Origin of the sequence: Streptomyces sp. 1331.2 (assembly GCF_900199205.1) — a bacterium.
GTDB lineage: Bacteria > Actinomycetota > Actinomycetes > Streptomycetales > Streptomycetaceae > Kitasatospora.
The window spans coordinates 2,021,735-2,039,345 of record NZ_OBMJ01000001.1 but is presented as its reverse complement, the minus strand read 5'-3'; the positions used below and the strand labels follow the sequence as shown (position 1 = coordinate 2,039,345).

Here is a 17,611-nt window from a genome sequence, read left to right as displayed (position 1 = left end):
CCTGGGACGGTCGGGGGCGGAGGCGATGGTGGCGGATCCTTAACTCCTGCTTACACTAGGACGACTTTCGCCACCGACGCGCACCGCGGCGGGTCGGCGCACCAGTACGCAGGGAGTCAGACCGTGGCAAGTGGCAACGCCATCCGTGGCAGCAGGGTCGGGGCCGGCCCGATGGGCGAGGCGGAGCGCGGCGAGTCCGCCCCGCGCAACCGGATCTCCTTCTGGTGCGCCAACAAGCACGAGACCCGGCCCAGCTTCGCCGCCGAAGCTGCGATCCCGGACACCTGGGACTGCCCGCGCTGCGGCTTCCCGGCCGGTCAGGACCAGCACAACCCGCCCGCGCCCTCGCGCAACGAGCCCTACAAGACGCACCTCGCCTACGTCCGTGAGCGGCGCACCGACGCCGACGGCGAGGCGATCCTGGCCGAGGCGCTGGCCAAGCTGCGCGGCGAGATCTGACCGTACAGGCCGAAGGGGCGCCACCGTCATCGACGGTGGCGCCCCTTCGGCGTGCCCGTTACGCCGAGGCCGGCGGGTAGAGCTGCGGCGGGATCCGCTCGGCGGCGGCGCGGTCCAGCAGCCACAGGGTGCGGCTGCGGCCGTACGCGCCGGAGGCGGGGGCCTGGAGCTCGCCGGGGCCGGACAGGGCCAGCGCGACCGCGCCCGCCTTGTCCTCGCCGGCGGCCAGCAGCCAGACCTCGCGGGCCGCCCGGATCGCCGGGAGGGTGAGCGAGATCCGGGTCGGCGGGGGCTTGGGGGCCCCGCGCACGCCGACCACGGTCCGCTCGGTCTCCCGCACGCCCGGGTGCTCGGGGAAGAGCGAGGCCACGTGGGTGTCCGGGCCGACCCCGAGCAGCAGCACGTCGAAGGCCGGGACGCCGAGCCGGTCGCCCGGCCCGGCCGCCTTCGCCAGCTCCTCGGCGTAGCGGGCCGCGGCGGCCTCCACGTCCGAGCCGTCCACGCCGTCCGAGGCGGGCATCTCGTGAACCCGCGCCGGGTCGAGCGGGACGGCGTCCAGCAGCTCGCCGCGGGCCTGGACGGCGTTGCGGTCCGGGTCGGCGGCGGGCACGAAGCGCTCGTCGCCCCACCAGAGGTCCAGGCGCGCCCAGTCGACCGCGTCGCGCGCCGGGGAGGCGGCGATCGCGGCCAGCAGGGCGTTGCCGTTGCGGCCGCCGGTGAGCACCACCGAGGCGGTGCCGCGGGCGGCCTGGGCGTCCACGATCCGGGTGATCAGCCGGGCCGCGGCCGCCTGGGCCATCAGCTCCTTGTCCCGGTGGACGACCAGCTGCGGGGTCGCGTTGGTCATGCGCCTTCCTTGCTGGTGCGCTTGCCGGCGGCCTTCTTGGCGGGCTTCTTCTCCGCGGCGTCGGCGGCGGTGGCGTCGGCGGTGACCCCGGCGCTCACCTGCTCCGGGTCGGCCACGGCCGCCGCGGTGACCTCGGCGACCTCGTGGGCGATCCGCTCGGCCGCCGCCGTCTCGGCGTTGGCCGGCTCGTGCAGCCGCTCGACGGGCGTGCGCACGGCCGTCGCGTAGATGTCGTCCGGGTCCAGGCGGCGCAGCTCCTCGGCGATCAGCTCCGAGGTCTCGCGCCGCTTGAGCGCCACCTGGCGGTCCGGCGAGCCGGGCATGGAGAGCGTGCCCATCAGGCCGTCCGGGCGGTCCAGGGTGACGTCCCCGTCCTTGGTGCGCAGGTGCACCGCGGTGATGCCGGGGCCGCCGGTGACGACCCGCTCGACCGGCACGTGCAGCCGGTTGGTCAGCCAGAGGCCGAGCAGCTCGACGCTGGGGTTGTAGGACTCGCCCTCGACCACCGCGGAGACGATGGCGGACGGCCGCTGGTCCAGCGCGGCGGCGAGCATCGAGCGCCAGCCGGTGATCCGGGTCCAGGCCAGGTCGGTGTCGCCCGGGGTGTAGCTCTGGGCCCGCTGGGCGAGCTGGCCGACCGGGGACTCGGCGGTGACGGCGTCGGTGATCCGGCGCTGGGCGAGCGAGCCCAGCGGGTCCTGCGCCGGGTGCAGCGGCGCGTTGTCCGGCCACCAGACGACGACCGGGGCGTCCGGCAGCAGCAGCGGCAGGACCACCGACTGGGCGTGCGCGACGAGTTCGCCGTGCATGCGCAGGATGACCGTTTCGCCGGAGCCGGCGTCCGAGCCGACCAGGATCTCCGCGTCCAGGCGGGTCTCGGCGCGGGCCCGCGGCGAGCGACCGGCGCGCTTGATCACCGCGAGGGTGCGCATCGGGTGCTCGCGGGAGGCGTCGTTGGCGGCCTTGAGGGCGTCGTAGGCGCTGCCCTCGTCGGTCACGATCACCAGGGTGAGCACCATGCCGGCGGCGGTGGAGCCACTGGCCCGGCGCGCCTCCATGAGCGCGGCGTTGATCTTGCTGGACGTGGTTTTGGTGAGGTCGATCTTCATGGCCGGCGCCAGCTCCTGCCGTCTCGTGCGAGCATCTCGTCCGCCTCGACCGGGCCCCAGGTCCCCGCCGCGTACTGGGCGGGCTTGCCGTGGGCGTCCCAGTACTTCTCGATCGGGTCGAGGATCTGCCAGGAGAGCTCGACCTCCTGGTGGCGCGGGAACAGGTTGGCGTCGCCGAGCAGCACGTCGAGGATGAGCCGCTCGTACGCCTCCGGGCTGGACTCGGTGAAGGACTCGCCGTAGGCGAAGTCCATCGTGACGTCCCGGACCTCGAAGGAGGTCCCCGGCACCTTGGAGCCGAACCGCACCGTCACGCCCTCGTCCGGCTGGACCCGGATGACCAGGGCGTTCTGCCCCAGCTCCTCGGTCGCGTAGGAGTCGAAGGGCAGGTACGGGGCGCGCTGGAAGACGACCGCGATCTCGGTGACCCGGCGGCCCAGGCGCTTGCCGGTGCGCAGGTAGAACGGGACGCCCGCCCAGCGGCGGTTGTTGATCTCCAGCTTGATGGCCGCGTAGGTGTCGGTCTTGGAGTCGGGGTTGATCCCCTCCTCGTCCAGGTATCCGGCGACCTCCTCGCCGCCCTGCCAGCCGGCCGCGTACTGGCCGCGCACGGTGTGCTTGCCGAGGTCGGTCGGGAGCTTGACGGCGCTGAGCACCTTGAGCTTCTCGGCCACCAGCGCCTTCGGGTGGAAGGACGCCGGCTCCTCGATGGCGGTGAGCGCCATCAGCTGCAGCAGGTGGTTCTGGATGACGTCACGGGCGGAGCCGATGCCGTCGTAGTAGCCGGCCCGGCCGCCGATGCCGATGTCCTCGGCCATGGTGATCTGCACGTGGTCGACGTACGACCGGTTCCAGATCGGCTCGAACATCTGGTTGGCGAAGCGCAGCGCCAGGATGTTCTGGACCGTCTCCTTGCCCAGGTAGTGGTCGATCCGGAAGACCTCGTCCCGGGGGAAGACCTCGTGGACGACCTTGTTGAGCTCCTGCGCGCTCTCCAGGTCGTGGCCGAAGGGCTTCTCGATGACGGCGCGGCGCCAGGAGCCCTGCGGCGGGTCGGCCAGGCCGTGCTTCTTGAGCTGCTGGACGACCGTCGGGAAGAACTTCGGCGGGACGGACAGGTAGAAGGCGAAGTTGCCGCCGGTGCCCTGGGCCTTGTCCAGCTCCACGATGGTCTCGCGCAGCTTGTCGAAGGCCTCGTCGTCGTCGAAGGTGCCGTGGATGAAGCGCATGCCCTTGGCGAGCTGCTGCCACACCTCCTCCCGGAACGGGGTGCGGGCGTGGTCCCGGACGGCGTCGTGGACCTCCTTGGCGAAGTCCTCGTCGTCCCACTCGCGGCGGGCGAAGCCGACGAGGGAGAAGCCCGGCGGAAGCAGACCGCGGTTGGCCAGGTCGTAGATGGCCGGCATCAGCTTCTTGCGGGACAGGTCGCCGGTGACCCCGAAGATGACCAGACCGGACGGCCCCGCGATGCGCGGGAGCCGTCGGTCGGAGGGGTCACGAAGCGGGTTGACGGGGGTGGGCGGGAGGTCGTCCGCGTCCGAATCCGATGTCAACTCGGGGAAATCAGTGCTCACTTGATGGGCTCCGCTTTCGTGCGCTGGCTGTGAGCAGGGGTCACTTCTCGTCGGCGAAGGTGGCGAGCGAGGCGGTGACGGTGTCGAGCAGCTCGTTCCAGGACTGCTCGAACTTCTCGACGCCCTCGTCCTCCAGGACCTGGACGACGTCGTCGTAGTCCACGCCGGCGGCGGCGATCGCGTCCAGCACGGCCTTGGCGTCGGCGTAGTTGGGGACGATGGTGTTGCCGGTCACCACGCCGTGGTCGCCGGTGGCGTCCAGGGTCGCCTCGGGCATGGTGTTGACGGTGCCGGGGGCGACCAGCTCGGTGACGTACAGGGTGTCCGGCAGGGCCGGGTCCTTGACGCCGGTGGAGGCCCACAGCGGGCGCTGCGGCTTGGCGCCGGCGGCCTCCAGGGAGAGCCAACGGGCACTGCCGGCGGTCTTGCCGTCGACGCTGCCGAAGACCTCCTCGTACGCCTGGTAGGCGAGGCGGGCGTTGGCCAGGGCGGCCTTGGAGCGGAGGTTCTTGGCGTCGCCGCCGATCTTGTCCAGGCGCTTGTCGATCTCGGTGTCCACGCGGGAGACGAAGAAGGAGGCGACCGACTCGATCTGGGAGAGGTCCAGGCCCTTGGCCTTGGCGGTCTCCAGGCCGGTCAGGTAGGCGTCGATGACGGCCTTGTAGCGCTCCAGCGAGAAGATCAGCGTGACGTTGACGCTGATGCCCTTGCCGATGACCTCGCTGATCGCGGGCAGGCCGGCCTTGGTGGCGGGGATCTTGATGAAGACGTTCGGGCGGTCGACCAGCCACCACAGCTGCTTGGCCTCGGCCACGGTGGCGGCGGTCTCGTGCGCCAGGCGCGGGTCGACCTCGATGGAGACCCGGCCGTCGCGGCCGTTGGAGGCGTCGTAGACCGGGCGCAGCACGTCGGCCGCGTCGCGCACGTCGGAGGTGGTGATCATGCGGATCGCCTCGTCGGTGGTGACCTTGCGGACGGCGAGGTCGCGCAGCTGGCCGTCGTAGGAGTCGTCGCCGCTGCCGGCGATCGCCTTCTGGAAGATGGTCGGGTTGGTGGTGACGCCCACCACGTGCTTGTTCTGCACCAGTTCGGCCAGGTTGCCGGAGTTCAGCCGCTTGCGGCTGAGGTCGTCCAGCCAGATCGCAACGCCTTCGTCGCTGAGGCGCTTCAGTGCGTCAGTCATGGTGCTTCAGTCCCTTGCTCTTCTGCTTCGTGGGGTAGTCAGAGGGGCCGCGTACCCGCGTGCGGGCGAGTACGCGGCCCTGGGGTGCTAGCGGTTGACGGCTTCGAGGGAGCGCAGGGCGTTGTGGGCCTCTGCCACCACGCGCTCGGCGGTGATGCCGAACTCCTCGAAGAGCACCTTGTAGTCGGCGGAGGCACCGAAGTGCTCCAGCGAGACGATCCGGCCGTGGTCGCCGACCAGCTCGCGCCAGCCCTGGGCGATGCCGGCCTCGACCGAGACGCGGGCCTTGACCGACGGCGGCAGCACGCTGTCGCGGTAGGCCTGGTCCTGCTCCTGGAACCACTCGAAGGACGGCAGCGAGACCACGCGGGTCGCGATGCCCTCGGCCTCCAGCACCTCGCGGGCCTTGACGGCCAGCTGGACCTCGGAACCGGTGCCGAGCAGGATCACCTGCGGGTCGCCGGTGGAGGCCTCGGCCAGGACGTAGCCGCCCTTCGCGGTGCCCTCGGCGGAGCCGAAGACCTCGCGGTCGAAGGTCGGGACGCCCTGGCGGGTCAGGGCCAGGCCGACCGGGCCGGGGTGGCTGGTGTGGCGCTCGACGATGGTGCGCCAGGCGACGGCCGTCTCGTTGGCGTCGGCCGGGCGGACCATGGCCAGGCCCGGGATGGCGCGCAGCGAGGCCAGGTGCTCGACCGGCTGGTGGGTCGGGCCGTCCTCGCCGAGACCGATCGAGTCGTGCGTCCAGACGTAGGTGACCGGCAGCTTCATCAGCGCGGCCAGGCGGACGGCCGGGCGCATGTAGTCGGCGAAGACCAGGAAGGTGCCGCCGTACACGCGGGTCCTGCCGTGCAGGGCGATGCCGTTCATGGTCGAGCCCATGGCGTGCTCGCGGATGCCGAAGTGGATCGTGCGGCCGTACGGGGAGGCCGTCTTCAGCGGGTTGCCGTCGGGGAGGAAGGAGCTTTCCTCGTCGATGGTGGTGAGGTTGGACTCGGCGAGGTCGGCCGAGCCGCCCCACAGCTCCGGGATCACCGCGCCGATCGCCTTGAGGGTGTCGCCGGAGGCCTTGCGGGTGGCGACGTCCTTGCCGGCCGGGAAGGAGGGGATGGCCTTCTTCCAGCCCTCGGGCAGCTCGCCGGCCTCGATGCGGTCGAAGTCGGCGGCGCGCTGCGGGTTGGCGGCGCGCCAGGCGTCGAAGGACTGCTGCCACTGGTCGCGGGCGGCCTTGCCGCGCTTGATGACCAGGCGGGCGTGCTCGATGACCTGGTCGCTGACCTCGAAGGTCTTCTCCGGGTCGAAGCCCAGGACCTTCTTGGTGGCGGCGATCTCGGCGGCGCCGAGCGCGGAGCCGTGCGCCTTCGCGGTGTTCTGGGCGTCCGGGGCCGGCCAGGCGATGATCGTCCGCATCGCGATCATCGACGGGCGGGAGGTCTCGGCCTTGGCCGCGGCCAGCGCCTCGGCCAGGGCGGCCACGTCGATGTCGCCGTTGGACTTCGGGGTGACGCGCTGGACGTGCCAGCCGTACGCCTCGTAGCGCTTGAGGACGTCCTCGGAGAAGGCCGTCTCGGTGTCGCCCTCGATCGAGATGTGGTTGTCGTCGTAGAGGGCGACCAGGTTGCCCAGCTGCTGGTGCCCGGCCAGCGACGAGGCCTCGGCGGAGATGCCCTCCTCCAGGTCGCCGTCGGAGACGATGGCCCAGATGGTGTGGTCGAACGGGGACTCGCCGGCCGGGGCCTCCGGGTCGAACAGGCCGCGCTCGTAGCGGGCGGCCATCGCCATGCCCACCGCGTTGGCGATGCCCTGGCCGAGCGGGCCGGTGGTGGTCTCGACCCCGGCGGTGTGGCCGTGCTCAGGGTGACCGGGGGTGCGGCTGCCGGCGACGCGGAAGGCCTTGAGGTCGTCCAGCTCCAGGCCGTAACCCGAGAGGTACAGCTGGGTGTAGAGGGTCAGGCTGGTGTGCCCGGGGGAGAGGACGAAGCGGTCGCGGCCGACCCAGGACGGGTCGGTCGGGTCGTGGCGCAGGAAACGCTGGAAGATCAGGTACGCGGCGGGGGCCAGCGACATGGCCGTCCCCGGGTGTCCGTTGCCGACCTTCTGGACTGCGTCCATCGCAAGGACGCGCGCGGTGTCAACCGTGCGCTCGTCCAGATCGGTCCACTCGAATGCGTTCGTCGGCGCAGTGCTCACCCTGTCTCAGGGCTCCTTCCGTATTGAAGAGTGACCCCGTGAATGGGGACCGGGTCGGCCACGGCGCTGTGGGCCCGACGCTGGGTGGTGCCGGTCACGGAGGGTAGATCCCGCTTCTGCGTGCGAGCCTACCGTCCGGGCCGGGGCTCACCCTCCGTGCTGAGACAACCGGGATTTCCGCATGGTGATTCCCACTAGGCCGGTATGACTGCTTTTGTCCCAGACTCTCCTGGTTCGCGACCGCCCGCCGCCGGGGTGGTCAGGACGGGCTAGCGGGGCCCGCCGGAGACGGTTCGTGGCTTCACCCAGCCGGTTCACCCGGGGGTGTGCGGTTCCGCCCCGCCGGGGGACCCCGGAGCCGGAAGGGATATATGGAGCGTCTATGGTGTCGTGGTACGCGCAGAGCGGACGATTTCGGGACCCTTCGTTCCTGTGGACGCCTGCGAAGATTCATCTTCAGTTGGGGTGTTAGTGACCGCCGTCGAAACCCGTCCCGCCGGGGTCACCGGGGCGACTCCTGCGCACCGGCCGCTCGGGGCCCGTGTCGGCGCGTTCGTCGCACTGACCAAGCCGCGGATCATCGAGCTGCTGCTGATGAGCACCGTGCCGGTGATGTTCCTGGCCCAGCAGGGCGTTCCGAACATGCTGCTGGTACTGAAGGTCGTGGTCGGCGGCTACCTCTCGGCGGGCGGCGCCAACGCCCTCAACATGTACATCGACCGTGACATCGACGCAGTCATGTCGCGCACCGAGCGGCGGCCGATCGTCACCGGGATGGTGTCGCCGCGCGAGGCCCTGGTGTTCGGCATCGTGCTCGCCGTCGTGTCGACGGTGCTGCTGGGCGTCGGCGTCAACTGGCTCTCCGCCGGGCTGGCGCTGGGCGCGCTGCTGTTCTACGTGTTCGTCTACACGCTGGGGCTCAAGCGGCGCACCTCGCAGAACATCGTCTGGGGCGGCATCGCCGGCTGCATGCCGGTGCTGGTCGGCTGGTCTTCCGTCACCAACTCGGTGTCCTGGGCGGCCGTCGTGCTGTTCCTGGTGGTGTTCTTCTGGACTCCGCCGCACACCTGGGTGCTGTCGATGAAGGTGCGCGACGACTACCTGCGGGCCGGGGTGCCGATGCTGCCGGTCATCAAGGGCAACGTGGCGGTCGGCAAGCAGGTCGTCGCCTACTCCTGGGTGATGGTCGCCGTCTCGCTGGCGCTCTGGCCGCTGGGGCACATGAGCTGGCTGTACCCGGTCGCCGCGGTGCTGCTGGGCGGGGCCTGGCTGCGTGAGGCGCACGCGCTGTACGGGCGGGCCAAGGCCGGGGTCGTGGGCGCCAAGCTCAAGGAGATGCGGCTGTTCCACTGGTCGATCACCTACCTGTCGCTGCTGATGGTGGTGTGCGCGGTCGACCCGTTCGTGAAGTAGAGGCTTCGTGGAGTAGAGGCTTTCGAAACGGAAGAGCCCCGGTCCTTTTGGGCCGGGGCTCTTCCGTTTCGCCGTGTTCGCCGTGTCCGCCGTGTTCATCGGGTCGGTAGCTCGGAGGGGCCGACGTGGCCGTCCAGCCAGTCCCGCAGGGGCTGGGAGGCGTGCAGGAAGGCGGTGATCCGGGTGTAGGCGGTGCGGGTGCCCAGCCACTTCGCGGGTTCCCACTCCTGCCAGGCCACCAGGCCCTTGTGGCGCAGCAGCTCGATCCTGGGGTGGTCCTTGGGGTAGCCGCGCGGGGCCGACTTCAGGGAGTCCCGGCCGAAGACCTGCGGGCCGTCCTTCTCCACCCGGGCGATCACCCGCTCCAACTCGGCGCCGGCGACGTCCTCGGCGACGGCGACGCGGTAACGCTCCAGCTGGTCCGGGGCGAGGACGTACATGCCGTTGCCGCAGGCCAGGCCGTCCGCGGAGAGCTGGATGTAGCCGCCGCCCTCCAGGTGGGCGCCGATGTGCGTCTTGTACGGGGACTTGTCGGCGCTGAAGCGGACGTCGCGGTTGGGGCGGAAGATCTTCCCCGGCCCGAACTCGGGCTCCAGGTCGGCGAGCAGCTGCTCCATGGGGGCGCGTACGGCTTCGTCGTACTGCTCCTTGTGGGCCTGCCAGAAGGTCTTGGAGTTGTCGGCTTCGAGGCGCTCGTAGAAGTCCAGCGCCTCGGTCGGCCAGCCTTTGAAGGTCACCTCTTCAGTATGTGGCCCGGTGCACAGGGTGCTCCCGTCGCCAGCGGCACTACCGGTGGGTAGCATGCGGGCATGAGCAGCGCAGAGACCGCCACCGCCGCCGCGTCGGACGCCCGCACCGAGCGTCGCGCCAAGCGCATCGCCAAGAACCTCACCAGCTTCGCCCGGCAGCACGGGGGCAGCGCCGAAGCGGTCGTCGAGTACGTCGGCGCCGTGGCCACCCGCATCGTCGTGGTCGGCGCGGACGGCGCCTGGGGCGACCAGGTCGCCCCCAGCTACGCCGTCGGCCGCCGGGCCGCGGAGCTGGCCGGGCTGACCCTGCACGACGACTTCGAGGGCGAGCTGGGCCTCAAGGTCAAGACCGGCCCGTACGAGTGGAAGCGAATGGCCGGCATCCAGCTCGGCGGCTGACCGCTTCGGCGCGTACGGCGAACGGCCCGGCTCCCGCGTGGGGAGCGGGGCCGTCGGCTTCAGATCGGCAGGTTCCAGCCCGGGCCGTCCTCGTGGCCGATCCAGACGCGTTGCCCCGATCCGGAGGCGGTGATCCCGAAGCCGTCCTGGTGCGGTTCGCCGGCCTGCCGCCAGGCTTCGACGGCGCTCTCCACCTGATCCCAGAGCCGGAGCGGGCCGCGCTGGATGACGGTCCACCCGCCTTTGGGGTTGGGCGTGGTCCGGGCCTGTGAGCCGGTGGCCACGTCCGAGAGGATCTGGTGTCCGCCGGCTCCCATCCGCTCGGCCGAGGGCGCCGCGAGCTGCGCGACCCAACTGCCCGTCCACGTGCCGATGATTTCCGGGTCGATCCGGGTCGGGCGTTCGTCGCCGGGGAGCAGGGCGAGGCTCTGGCGGGGCGGTCGGTCGTGGGGGCGGGCGATCATGAAACTGGTCGGGTCGGCGAGGAACCGACCGGTGGCCTCGCCAGGGCCGGTCACGTCGAGCAGCACGAGGGCGTTCGCGTAGCTCCACCCGGAGAGGGTGACCAGGATTCGACCGCCGGGCTTGACCTGGTGGAGCCACGAGAGCGGGATGTACCGAACCGAACAGGTGGCGATGAGTCGGTCGTACTGGCCCCCCGCCGGGTCGCCGCGCAACCCGTCACCGATGATCAACTGGGGGGAGAATCCGGCCGTCTTGACCGCCGATGCCGCTGCCGCGCCGACGGTGGGGTCGTACTCGATGCTGGTGAGGTTGGCGTCCCCGAGGCGGTGCGCGCCGAGGGCGGTCGAGTACCCGGTTCCGGTGCCGATCTCCAGCACGCGGTGCCCGGCCTCCGTGTCGAGTTGCTGCCACATGCGCAGCACCACGGACGGGAGGGTGGATGAGGATGACGGGATGCCCGTCACCGCTTCCCCGTTCACGTCCTCAGGCCTGATGCGGCCGTCGAGTTGGGTGACCAGCGTCTGATCGGCGTAGATCCCCTCCAGCCACCCGGGATCGCCCTCGCGGACGGGCCGGTAGCTGGTCGGAACGCTGCCGGCGACCGGAGTGAAGTAGGTTCCGACGAAGAGCTCTCGCGGAACGGCCCTCGCAGCGCTGTCCCACTCGCGTTCGGTCAGCGTGCCGTCCTCGGTGAGTCTGTCGGCCAGAGCGGTACGGAGTTCAGCCGGTGTGCTCATGCGTCACGGCCTTTCTGTAGCTGGTCGGCGAGGGCGTGGGCGATCACCTCGGTGGTCTCGGCCGGCTGCCACGCCCACTGGCCGTTCGGGTTGCATTCAAGGAAGTACCAGGCGCCCGAGGCGGTCACCGCGAAGTCGAACGCGCCGTAGACCAAACGGAATTGATCGAGGTAGGCGTTGACCGAGCGTGCGACCGGCTCGGGTACGTCGATCGGCGTGCACGTCATCCGGTCCTGGCGGCGCCGCCAGTCGAGGTCGGGGCTGTCGATCCGCACGCCGAACAGGCGGTTGCCGACGGCCGTCACCCGCGCGTCGAACACCTTCGGCACCTTCGCCTGGAAGAGGTGCGGGCAGGCGGACACGGCGTCGGTGATGTCGGCCGGATCGACCTCGCGCACCCACACGGCGTGCGGCCGTCCGTCGACCGCGTACGGGGTGTTCCACAGCGGCTTGTACACCGCCCCGGCGGTTTGGGCCGCCACGAACTCCCGTGCCTCGTCCGCGCGATTCGTGATCACCGTGTCCGGGACCGTGAACTCGAAGCGCTGCGCGGCCGCCAGCTGTGCCGGCTTGTGCTCGGCGGCGCGGTCGCGAAGGAACGGCTTGCAGGGATCGAGCACCGGAGCGTTGTCGAGGCCGTCCAGCAGACCGTTGAACGGGTCGTGGTTCTCCCTCGCCAGCCACCGGACCGTGCCGGGGTCGATCCGGTGAATTCGGGCGGTCACCCGCGCGCTGGTGGCGGGGTCGTGTCGCTCGCGGCCGGGGAGACGCCAGAAGGTGACGGCGCGGCCGCCTCCGGTCAGGGCGTCCGGGTAGCGCGGGGTGACGACGGGTACCCGGTGGCGTTCCAGCAACTGAGCGCTCCTGAGCAGCGCGCGTGCCTCGGCGACGTCCGTGTGGACGAGGACGAGCGCGTTCGAGCGGGGGAGCTCCCAGGCGTGTGTCGGGTGCTCGCTGACCAGTTCGGCCTCGACGGCGTCGTCGGCGGTGGCGACGCAGACCTGGGTCAGGGCCGAGTAGGAGGCCGTGATCGCTTGCCGGCGTGCCGTGCTGGTGGCCTTGAGCAGTGTTCTGGTGCGCGGTCCGGTGCTCACGGGCAGGGTCCTCAGCTACGGAGTCGATGGGAGGGCGGACGGCACAGGGGTGCTGGGTGTCCCCGTGCGTCAGGTGAGTCGGAGGCTGGCGTGGACGGTCTTGCCGCAGGCCTCCGGGACGATGCCCCAGCTGCCCCGGGTCAGTTTGTGGACCAGCCCGAGGCCGCGGTGGCACTCGTCGGCCTCGTCCGCCTGGAGCAGCACCGGCATGGCGCGGGAGCCGTCACGGACCGAGATGCGGATCGTCCGGGGGGTGACGCACTGGAGCCTCACGGTCATGTGCGTGAGGCAGCCGGTCTTGCAGGCGTTGGTGACCAACTCGCTGATGATCACGGCGGCGTCGTCCGACAGGTCGTCCAGCCCCCACTCCCGCAGCTGCGCGCCGACGAACCGGCGCGCAGCTGCCACCGATTCCGGCTGGTAGGGCAGCAGCAGGCTGGCGACCGGCACCGGGCTGGCGTGCGGAGGCGCATGAGCCTCCAGCAACGGATGCGGCATGGCAACTCCCTTGTGAACTGGCCCGTCCGGCCACGGGTCGAGTACCTGAGTCGGCTGAGGATCCGGGCTTTCGAGGCCGCATGCTGCTTCGTCGGAACTACGATTTCCGAGCGACATCGCGACCCCGCTTCGTATTCACGACGCTACGCCGCGTGACGCATCGTTCCGACGGACCGCCAGTACGAGTTACCCGGCCGATCAAGGCCAGGGGGAGTGCCGATGGCTGCTCAATCGCCGATCAGGCGAGAAACAACACTGACTGGGAGTCGGCCTTCGCCTGAGCGAGAACCGGAAGTGCCATCGCCGGCTATCTCTTCAAGGTCATTCGCGAGCAGATCCCGCGAACTCAGGAGGAGTTGGCGGAGGAGCTTGGCGTGGACAAGAGCACTCTTCAGGGATGGGAGTCCGGACGGCGTCCGCTGTCGTCCACCAGAGCAGGCAACCTCGTGGCGATGCGCCGCAAACTGATCCTTCTCGGTGCTCCGCCGGGCTTGGTGGACATGCTTTCCACTGCGATGGACGCTGACCTCCTCCTGGGCGAGATTCTCAGAGCGGAGCCGATCAGGGACCGACTTCTTGAACATCCGCTCGCAGGATGGGTTCTTACGCGAGACGCCACGCACATGATCGGTTGGGCGGTGAGCGGAGTCCTCCCCGGAGTGGTCGCCGCGCACTCGCAGATTCCGGCCGCGCGACGGGGGCCGGTCTCGTCGTCGCCGCTACTCGAACCGGGATTGCGGGAGCGGTTCTTCCATAGGGTTCGGACTGCCTCGGACATGGCAGGGACGGCTGGAGCGGAAGCGGCTCTTCTGCGTCGACAAGCCTGGTACCTCGCGTCGTACGACCGGCAATGGGATGCTGCGAATTGGTTTGATGCGCTGCGCCGCAAGGGTGCGTTGACTGCGAATCTCGATGGTTGGTCTCCACGGTGGGCCGAAGCGAGATCGGTGGCGGCATCGTTGGCTCGTCAGGGTGACGCGTCCTTGCTGAGGGACTTCATCAACAGATCCATCGCCGACCACGACCAGGCAGAGGCGGCCAACCTGAACTACTGGGCGCATTGGCTCGGCCTCGACCGCCGCCCTCAGACGGACGACTGCTTCATGGCTGAGCGCGACCGACCGGCCTGGGACGCCTCGGCGCTCCTACGAGAGCTCGCGGTGCGGCTCGACCGGGCCGTTGAGTACACCGATTTGTACGTTCATTCCATCTGGGCCCTGATCCTTTCTCGCCGAAACCTGCTCGACTCCGATCCCTATGTGGCACAGGAATTGGCTGGAAGAGTTGGTGTTCTGCTCGACGATGGAACTCTGTCTTCCGAGTCCCGGCGCAAGTTGGAATCTGTGTACTACGGTCTCCGGACAAGCGGTTGCGGCGTTTGAGAGAGGTCGGCCATGGCAGAGAACGGGCAGGCGAAGGGCACTGCGGGGTACCTGTTCGAAGCGGGGATGCTCAAGCGGGCGAAGCGGTCGGGCTGGTGGATCGCCGGGGTGAAGGACCCCGAGACGATCGCTGAACACTCCTTCCGCACCGGTGTTGTGGGTGCAGTCCTCGCGATGATGGAGGGTGCCGACCCGGCGAAGGTCGCCCTGCTGTGCCTCTTCCACGACACGCAGGAGACCCGCATCGGGGACATTCCGCACATCGGCCGGCGATACCTGACCGCAGCCTCAAACGAGCGAGTGACTGCCGACCAGGTCAGCGCCGCCCACCCCGCTGTCGTAACCGGGGTCAACGCCGTCATCTCCGAGTACGAGAACGGTGAGAGCCTGGAGGTGGTTGTCGCGCACGACGCCGACAAGCTCGAATGCCTCCTTCAAGCCGTCGAGTACCGGGAGCAGGGCTACCAGAACGTCCAGCCCTGGATCGACAGCAGCCTCGGCAGCCTGAAGACCGACTCCGCCCGGGAACTGGCCGAGGCAGCTCTCACGATGACCTCGCTGGCGTGGCAGAAGGTCTACCTCGGGTCTTCCGTGCATGAGTGACAGTCCCGGAGCTATCACGCCGCTCAACTCGGGCCCGTCGCTGGCGTGGTTGTGCGCGAGGCCGGGCGGGTGCTGGCGATCCGGCGGGCTGACAAGGGGAGGCGGGAGCCTCCGGGCGGCGCGACAACTGCTGTGACACGGCGAAGGCCCCCATCCAGCGGATGGGGGCCTTCGCTGAGGGTCAGACGGCGGCAGTTTGTGGGGCCTGGGTGGGCAACTTCTCGGGGGTGTCCTCGGCCTTGCGGGTGCGCAGGGCGAGGGGGATGCGGAGCGCGGCGATCCAGGTCAGGCTGGCTCCCAGCATGTGGAGGCCGACCATGAGCTCGGGGGCATCCGTGAAGTACTGGATGAAGCCGAGGACGCCCTGGAGGAGCAGCACCGCGAGGAGTTCCTTGGTGCGGGACTTGGCGGGCTGGGGGGCCTTGATCGCGGCGAAGACGAAGATCATCGCAATGGTCAGGCCGACCGAAATGAATGCGAAGTCGGCGTGGAACTGCGCCAGGCGGTCGTAGTCCAGCGGGATGCGGGGGACGATCTTGTTGTCCCTCGGGGTGCCCGGGTGGTGGCCGGCGCCGGTGACCAGGGTGCCGGCTGCGACCAGCAGGCCGATGACCGTGACCAGGACGTAGGAGAGCTGGTGGATCGGGCGGGCCACCGCGAGCTTCGGCGCGGCGTCGCCCTCCTTCGCCCGCTCCCACATCAGCAGGGCGACCCAGACCAGGGCCATCGCGGCGATCATGTGCAGCGCCACGGTGTACGGGTTGAGGCCGGTCAGCACGGTGATGCCGCCGAGGACGGCGTTGCTCATCACCAGCCAGAACTGCGCCCAGCCGAGCTTCGTCAGGCTGCGCCGCCACGGCCGGTGGCAGCGGGCGGCCAGGATGGCCCAGCCGACGGCTGCGCTCAGCACGTAGGTGAGCATCCGGTTGGTGAACTCGACGATGCCGTAGTAGCCCATCTCGGGCGTCGGCGTCAGGCTTTCCGGGGTGCAGCGGGGCCAGGTGGAACAGCCGAGGCCGGAGGCGGTGAGCCGGACGGCGCCGCCGGTGACGACGATCACCACGCTCATCACCAGCGCGGCGAACGTGGCGCGCCGGACCATTGCGGCGGAGGGCTGCCAGCGCTCGGCGAGCAGGGAGAAGGGGGTACGCACGGGGTCAATCGTAGGTGGCCTTACAGGCGATCTTGGGGCGGGGCGCGGGCGGGGGCGGCCGGGACGTAAACGGATTGTTCGGACACGCCGGTCAATGGTCTTGACCAATTGCCCGTCTGGCCGAAAGAGTGCGGATTGGTCCATACCTGTTCTGGGGCCGCTTCCACTCCTCCCGCAAGCGGAGATCCTGCACATGCGCATATCCACTTCCGCCGCCGCGCTCGCGGTCGGCGGTTCGCTCGCCCTGGCCGGCCTCGTCGCGCCGGCCGCTCAGGCCGTCGGTGCCAATCAGGAGTGCCGCGGCCTCGGGGTCGCCAACCTCTACGGCGAGTTCATCGAGGGCGACGACACCCACACCCCCGACGCCGAGGGTGCGGTCGCGGTCGGCGGCAACGCCGACTTCACCGGTGGCTTCTCGGTCGGCCAGGAACTCACCCCCGCCGAGGTCGACGCGCTGCCCGGCAAGAACGCGCTGGTCGTGGCCGGCCGCATCACCGGCCACAACACCCAGGTGATGAAGGGCAACGGCGTCTACGGCTCCAAGGCCGACGGCGCGGTCGTCCAGGCGCACGCCGGCACCGTCAGCCAGGGTGCCTCGCCGATCGACTTCAAGGCGGAGTTCGCCAAGCTGCGCGTCGCCGCCACCTCGCTGGCCGCCGTGCCGCAGACGGTCGGTGCCACCGTCCAGGCCCAGGGCCCCAAGCTGACGTTCACCGGCGGGGACGCGAAGTACAACAGCTTCACCGTCGACGCGGCGACTCTGCAGGGCGCCAAGGAGGTGTACCTCAAGGTGCCGGCCGGCGCCGTGACCGTGGTCAACGTGACCGGTGGCTCGTACGACATGGCGGCAGCCGGGACCAGTGGATTCTTCCTCTGGGACGCGGGCAAGTCGGCCTTCGTGCTGGACGACAAGGCGCAGAGCGCATCCGGCGGGGCGATCAGGGCCAGGCTGCTCTGGAACTTCCCGACCGCGACGAAGGTCGTGAAGAAGAGCGACGCCGCCTGGGCCGGCACCGTGCTCGCGCCGAACGCCGCCTTCGACCTGGGTAGCGGCGGCCCGGTCAACGGCTCGGTGATCGCGGCCTCGCTGACCGGCAAGGGCGGCGCGGAGACGCACCACTACCCGTTCACCGGCTGCCTGCCGGGCACCGTCGTCCCGACGCCGAACCCGACGCCGACCGGTACGCCGACCGTTCCGCCGGTGGTGACGCCGAGCGGTTCGGCGAGCCCGTCGGTGACGCCGAGCGGAAAGCCCAGTGCGAGTGGTTCGGCGAGCCCGTCCGCCTCCGCCTCCGCCTCGACGGCGGCGCCGGTGGCCTCCGGCTCGGCGAGCCCGTCCGCCACGGCGAACGGCGGCGGGAACCTGGCGCACACCGGCTCGGGCCCCGTGGTGCCGCTGGCGGTCGGCGGTGCGGTGGTGATCGCGGCTGGTGGCGGGATCGTGGTGGCTGCGCGGCGTAAGGCGGCCAAGAAGGCCTGACGGGAGGCCTGAATGGTCGGGAAGCGCTAATGATCGATGCGGCGCCCCGGGTGATTGAACCTGATCACCAGGGGCGCCGTTCTGTCTGAAAGGTGACGAAGTTCATTCAAGTCTGCCGAATCCGCATTCTGCGAGGTGGCGACTGTGATGGGCTGGTCATGCACATCGGAGAACGGACGGACAGACGAAATCCGGTCGTACGGCGGGGTGTGGCGGGATGCGGGAGTGCCGGTAGAGTCCCCCGGACAGTTCGTAGCGGGCCACCGCGATCCACTCAAC

General features: G+C 70.2%; 16 protein-coding genes. 6 read left to right on the top strand and 10 right to left on the bottom strand.

All coding sequences use genetic code 11. The annotated features are described in order from the left end of the window. The first annotated feature begins 171 nt into the window (after window positions 1-171). Complete coding sequence (locus tag CRP52_RS08560) at window positions 172-459, top strand: RNA polymerase-binding protein RbpA (protein WP_030238413.1); 288 nt, start codon at window positions 172-174, stop codon at window positions 457-459. Window positions 460-517: 58 nt separating this feature from the next. Here the strand turns inward: CRP52_RS08560 and pgl are convergent, their stop codons facing one another. The 5 genes from pgl to tkt form a co-directional block, all read right to left on the bottom strand. Then, window positions 518-1,306 (bottom strand): 6-phosphogluconolactonase, encoded by a 789-nt coding sequence (gene pgl, locus CRP52_RS08555; protein WP_097235850.1) that lies wholly within the window; start codon window positions 1,304-1,306, stop codon window positions 518-520. Next, window positions 1,303-2,415, bottom strand: a complete 1,113-nt coding sequence (gene opcA / locus CRP52_RS08550) for a glucose-6-phosphate dehydrogenase assembly protein OpcA (protein ID WP_097235849.1) — start codon at window positions 2,413-2,415, stop codon at window positions 1,303-1,305. Before opcA ends, pgl begins: the two co-directional genes overlap by 4 nt. Further along, window positions 2,412-3,968: a glucose-6-phosphate dehydrogenase gene (gene zwf / locus CRP52_RS08545; RefSeq protein WP_097235848.1), complete on the bottom strand. Its 1,557-nt coding sequence runs from the start codon at window positions 3,966-3,968 to the stop codon at window positions 2,412-2,414. The genes opcA and zwf overlap by 4 nt, the downstream gene beginning before the upstream one ends. Before the next feature lie 61 nt (window positions 3,969-4,029). After that, window positions 4,030-5,172 carry a transaldolase gene (tal, locus tag CRP52_RS08540; protein ID WP_097235847.1) on the bottom strand — a complete coding sequence of 381 codons (1,143 nt, stop codon included), beginning with the start codon at window positions 5,170-5,172 and terminating at the stop codon, window positions 4,030-4,032. An 87-nt stretch (window positions 5,173-5,259) separates the two neighbouring features. Then, the gene (tkt, locus tag CRP52_RS08535) at window positions 5,260-7,359 is read right to left on the bottom strand and encodes a transketolase (protein ID WP_097235846.1); all 2,100 of its coding nucleotides are present in this window, start codon (window positions 7,357-7,359) and stop codon (window positions 5,260-5,262) included. Between the two features lie 465 nt (window positions 7,360-7,824). On the opposite strand from tkt, the gene CRP52_RS08530 reads away from it, so the two are divergent. Then, a complete protein-coding gene (locus tag CRP52_RS08530; protein ID WP_097235845.1) occupies window positions 7,825-8,772 on the top strand; it encodes a heme o synthase in 948 nt (315 codons plus the stop codon). A 95-nt stretch (window positions 8,773-8,867) separates the two neighbouring features. Here CRP52_RS08530 and CRP52_RS08525 read toward each other — a convergent pair whose 3' ends face one another. Further along, window positions 8,868-9,509, bottom strand: a complete 642-nt coding sequence (locus CRP52_RS08525; RefSeq protein WP_257032366.1) for a DUF2461 domain-containing protein — start codon at window positions 9,507-9,509, stop codon at window positions 8,868-8,870. A 72-nt stretch (window positions 9,510-9,581) separates the two neighbouring features. Between CRP52_RS08525 and CRP52_RS08520 the strand changes: the two genes are divergently transcribed. Further along, window positions 9,582-9,920 carry a hypothetical protein gene (locus CRP52_RS08520; protein WP_097235843.1) on the top strand — a complete coding sequence of 113 codons (339 nt, stop codon included), beginning with the start codon at window positions 9,582-9,584 and terminating at the stop codon, window positions 9,918-9,920. A gap of 59 nt (window positions 9,921-9,979) precedes the next feature. Here the strand turns inward: CRP52_RS08520 and tgmC are convergent, their stop codons facing one another. From tgmC to CRP52_RS08505, 3 genes are all read right to left on the bottom strand, one after another. Further along, a complete protein-coding gene (gene tgmC, locus CRP52_RS08515; RefSeq protein ID WP_097235842.1) occupies window positions 9,980-11,122 on the bottom strand; it encodes an ATP-grasp peptide maturase system methyltransferase in 1,143 nt (380 codons plus the stop codon). After that, window positions 11,119-12,216: a hypothetical protein gene (locus CRP52_RS39360; RefSeq protein ID WP_257032365.1), complete on the bottom strand. Its 1,098-nt coding sequence runs from the start codon at window positions 12,214-12,216 to the stop codon at window positions 11,119-11,121. The genes tgmC and CRP52_RS39360 overlap by 4 nt, the downstream gene beginning before the upstream one ends. 69 nt (window positions 12,217-12,285) lie before the next feature. Beyond that, complete coding sequence (locus CRP52_RS08505; protein ID WP_179852726.1) at window positions 12,286-12,714, bottom strand: ATP-binding protein; 429 nt, start codon at window positions 12,712-12,714, stop codon at window positions 12,286-12,288. 299 nt (window positions 12,715-13,013) lie between these two features. Between CRP52_RS08505 and CRP52_RS08500 the strand changes: the two genes are divergently transcribed. Continuing rightward, window positions 13,014-14,096 (top strand): helix-turn-helix domain-containing protein, encoded by a 1,083-nt coding sequence (locus CRP52_RS08500; RefSeq protein WP_097235840.1) that lies wholly within the window; start codon window positions 13,014-13,016, stop codon window positions 14,094-14,096. A gap of 12 nt (window positions 14,097-14,108) precedes the next feature. Next, a complete protein-coding gene (locus tag CRP52_RS08495) occupies window positions 14,109-14,699 on the top strand; it encodes an HD domain-containing protein (RefSeq protein WP_097235839.1) in 591 nt (196 codons plus the stop codon). A 181-nt stretch (window positions 14,700-14,880) separates the two neighbouring features. Here the strand turns inward: CRP52_RS08495 and CRP52_RS08490 are convergent, their stop codons facing one another. Beyond that, entirely contained in the window at window positions 14,881-15,861 is a 981-nt protein-coding gene (locus CRP52_RS08490; protein ID WP_373560548.1) for a COX15/CtaA family protein, read from the bottom strand. Window positions 15,862-16,045: 184 nt separating this feature from the next. On the opposite strand from CRP52_RS08490, the gene CRP52_RS08485 reads away from it, so the two are divergent. Then, entirely contained in the window at window positions 16,046-17,332 is a 1,287-nt protein-coding gene (locus CRP52_RS08485; RefSeq protein WP_097235837.1) for a choice-of-anchor A family protein, read from the top strand. The last annotated feature ends 279 nt before the right edge of the window (window positions 17,333-17,611 follow it).